Consider the following 4211-nt stretch of genomic DNA (forward strand, 5'->3'; position numbering starts at 1 on the left):
CGGTTGGTCCGATAGGCCCTTGAGCACCGGTTGCTCCAGCAGGTCCAGTAGGACCGGTAGGTCCTTGAATTCCAGTAGCTCCAGAAGGTCCAGTAGGCCCGGTAGGTCCTTGAGCTCCAGCAGGTCCGGTTGGACCGGTAGGTCCTTGAATTCCAGTAGCTCCAGAAGGTCCGGTAGGCCCGGTTGGTCCTTGAGCTCCAGCAGGTCCGGTAGGCCCAGTGGGTCCGGTAGATCCTACACAACGACAGCATTTACAAGGGCAAGATTTACAAGTTATATTTTCTTGATTGGAACATTTATTACATGAACACTTTTTTGCGTCTCCGCAATGGCATATATTCACTTCTTGAAATTTTCCAAGATGCATAAACTTCCTCCTAAAAATTTATTTAATAGCGCAATTAAGCGCCTAATGTATTATATTCAAGAAAGGCTAAACTGATATTTTCTGCCGTGGTGAATACCCATTCTTATAAAATAAAGTCTTTAACCAAACCTTTCTATTTAGTCTTACAATAGATTATTAAATATAATGTTACTTGTATTTGCCTTTGTCATTATATTGCTGTTTAGCTCAGATATCATCTATTAATAATAACATTATCATTGATAAAATCTAATCTTACCGGCTTATCTGATGCTTCCCATATATTTAATCCTAATGATGTTTTATTTATACTCGACATATTATTTCTCCTCTTTAATTTGAATTTTTAACTTTGATTTCTTTAGCTGTAAAACTATTTTATTTATTTTCCTTTAAACATTTCTGGCATAAGATTATTTTAAACATTTATCTAAATACAAAGAAGGAATTCAACAATATCTATTGATGACCAATCTTTTATTAATATTCAATTAATACCGCGTTAAAGGTTCATTATGGCATAAAATGTTTACCGCTTATCAGTTTATTCGGATCATTAAACTGTTACACACATTGCTACGAAATAATCTCTGATCCTACATTATCCTTCTTACGCTTCTAACATATATTCTGCATTTAATAAATATATGGTCTCTCCCTATAAATATATGGCCTCTCCCCAGCCAGGCAAAAAAATCGCAAAAACATACACTAAAAATCTCTAATTTTTGCTCTCAGGGATTTTTAGTGTATGTTTATGCATAGTTTCTTGATATCATATTGATAATAAAAACGAATTTCAACGAAAGAAAGGAAGGCGAATACCAAATTCAAACCGTTACGGCAGCCCTCTATTTACTGCCCCCCTGGAATATAAGAATTTAAAATAGCTTTGTCCTTTCTCACCACATATCCGCTTCCTCCCCGATCCTTCACATCCTCAGTCATACTGACAAGAAGAATGGGAGTCTCCAGATTTGGATCTGTTGTAAAGACAGCAAACCAGCCAAGCTCCGTACCGGTTCTGTCGTCTTTTGATGCCTTGATCTCAGCCGTTCCCGTCTTTCCCGCAAGCTCAATATCATTTCGGTAAGCTGCGTGCCCGGTACCGTGTTCGGAACTGATTACTTTACTGAGAGCAGTCCGTATCCTGTCCGCAATCTCCGGGGTACATGCCTCCGGCAGCCAGACTTCCGGCTTTGGTTCCGCTTTATACTGCAAATACGGTTTTATGACGTTTCCATGATTGGCAAACATGGTATAAAGCGATGCCAAGTGTATGGGATTAACTAACATCTGGCCCTGTCCGTATCCACTGTCAGCCAGCTGAACCTCAGTTTCGATCCGTTCCGTATTGGAATATTGAGACTTTGTTACAGAAATATCAAAAGGAATCTCCTGATTAAACCCCAGTTTATCCAGACCGGACATGAAATCATCGTATCCGATTTTTAAAGCAGCCTTTGCAAAATAAATGTTATCCGAATAAATAAATGCATTCTCCAGTATCGCTGGGCTGTAATCATGAAGGGTAGTGACATAGTAATTCCCCCAGCTTTCATCCTTTCTCCAGCTTAACCCTTCCCTTCCAAAGTCTTCATTGGGGTCAATCGCTCCGGTAGTAAGCCCAATGGCACCGGTTATGGACTTAAAGGAAGATCCCGGAGCAAATCTCTGGCGGAACCGGTTGAACATGGGCTTTCTTTCGTCATCATTTAATGAAGCCCATTTTTCTTCAGACATTCCAAGGATAAAATCATTGTCATCGTAGGAGGGCGTGCTGACAAGAGCCAGCACTTCACCGGTAAAAGGATTCATGGCGACCGTACAGCTCTTATCCTCTTTGAATGCCTGATAAATCTCATCCTGAAGGGTGCTGTCAATGGTCAGGGTGATATCCCTTCCATCTACCCTCGGTTTTGCAGCCAGGGTCTTCTTAACGGTCCCGCCGGAATCAGTAATGGTAATAGTCCGTCCATTGGTTCCTTTCAGTTCCTTCTCAAACAAGGCCTCCATCCCACTCCTTCCAATCACGCTGTCCGAAAGATAATCCTCATCCGGATGCTTTTCCAGATCCTCTGCCGTCACATTTTGGACATATCCCACCAGATGGGCTCCACTCTCTCCCAATGGGTAATAGCGTACTTCCGTGTCTGTGATTAAGACTCCGGGAACAGCCAGAAGTTCATCCTGGAATTCCTTATTTTTAACATTGTCCTCCCGGGGTTCCATGGAATTTAAATTGAGCTCATCTACCTTTTTAATGGTTTTTAAAGGCACAAAAGAATCTTCTTTCACCCACTTGGCTGACAGTTTCTTCCCGATTGCATCCGCAGACATTCCAAGGAGGTTCCCAAGGGTCTCCAGATCTCCGGCAGAATCCTCACTCATTTTTCCGGGAACCAGGCCTACGGAGGAAGCGGTGCCCTTTCCCGCCAGAAGCAGTCCGTTCCTGTCAAAAACGCTTCCTCTCTTTGCCTTATCCGTTGATACTCTCACCTTATCAGAACGCCCCAGCTCCGGAAAGATCACGCTGTCGTCCCATACCATCTGATAGCCTTTTTTCTTTTCCTTACGGAACTTTACCTGATTGCTGAAGTTTATTTCTCCTGCTACACTGTCAAGGCTCATATTGTAGCTGACCGCAGCTTCCCCGTCTTTTTCTGCTACCTGCCCGATCTGGGCGGTTATTCCGGAACTTTCAATTCCTTCGTAGATATTTTTATGCCTGGTGATAAAATCCTCTTCACTGATATTTAGATGACTCTGATCATCTAACATCCCATACATATCCTTATAGTCTGCCTTAGAAAGGCATTCCACATATTCCAGGAACAACTCATCAGGCTTTTTCTTTGACGCTTCGATTTTCTCCTGAATCCAAAAGAACAGAACCGCCCCTGCCAAACCAGTCAGCAAAATAACAAGTGTGCAAACAGTACTGAATAAAAATCTCCTTTTTCTATGCCTCATCGCATACCTCCTGTTAATCCGTCCGCAGATTATTGGAAACGCCGGAAGCAGTCCCGGTAAGAATATCAGCGGGGTCTTCCAGATGAAAGTAATAATTGAATATCTCTTTTCCTACCCCGACCACATTGCCGGAACTGTAGCCATTGGCAACCCGTACAGTAACGGCTATCTGCGGATCCTCAAACGGGGCATATCCTATGAAAAGTCCGTGGTTTGGCCGGCTTTTGGATTCCTCTGCCGTCCCGGTCTTTCCGGCTGCATTCACTTTTAAATCTTTTAAGGTTGCATTGGTTTTTACCAGCTCATTCATACCCTTAGCCACATCATTCCATATGTAGTCCGGAATTGAAACATTGGATTGAAGTGCAGGCGTAAAGGACTGGATCGTATTATCATCTGAATCTGTCACTTTATAAATCAGGGAAAGATCATAGCTGTTCCCATGGTTAGCCAATATCGAGGTATACCGCGCAATCTGTGTCGTCGTATAGTTATGGGTTCCCTGTCCGATGGATGAAGGTATGGCGAACCGATCCGTTACATGAGGTTCCGCCTCCCCGATTTCAATGCCTGTCTTTTTATCCAGGTCAAGCAAACCGGCATACTCCCGAAGCTTATTTAATCCTTTCTCTTCTGAAAACAACCCGTCCTCTCCTGTTCCCAGCCGGTATGTGATTTCGGACAGATAAACATTACAGGAATTTTTAAGGGCATCGGAACTGGAGAGAATCGGTCCGTGTCCTGACCGTTTCCAGCAGCGCAGAGGCGGCTGTACCTTATCAAATACGCCGGTGCATACGATACTGGTATCTGTACTGATGGCCCCTTCATTCAGTCCTGCAATTACCGTTACCGGTTTAAAGGTGGATCC

Annotated in this window: 2 protein-coding genes; both read right to left on the bottom strand. The window is 43.2% G+C overall.

Annotation, left to right across the window (positions count from 1 at the left end; translation table 11 throughout):
• Nucleotides 1-1222: 1222 nt before the first annotated feature.
• Complete coding sequence (locus RT269_RS01085; RefSeq protein ID WP_313180158.1) at nt 1223-3340, bottom strand: penicillin-binding transpeptidase domain-containing protein; 2118 nt, start codon at nt 3338-3340, stop codon at nt 1223-1225.
• A gap of 13 nt (nt 3341-3353) precedes the next feature.
• The coding region (locus RT269_RS01090; RefSeq protein ID WP_313180159.1) for a penicillin-binding transpeptidase domain-containing protein at nt 3354-4211 on the bottom strand (858 nt) is incomplete at its 5' end.

It is taken from the genome of Lacrimispora sp., from assembly GCF_032078915.1.
GTDB lineage: Bacteria > Bacillota > Clostridia > Lachnospirales > Lachnospiraceae > Lacrimispora.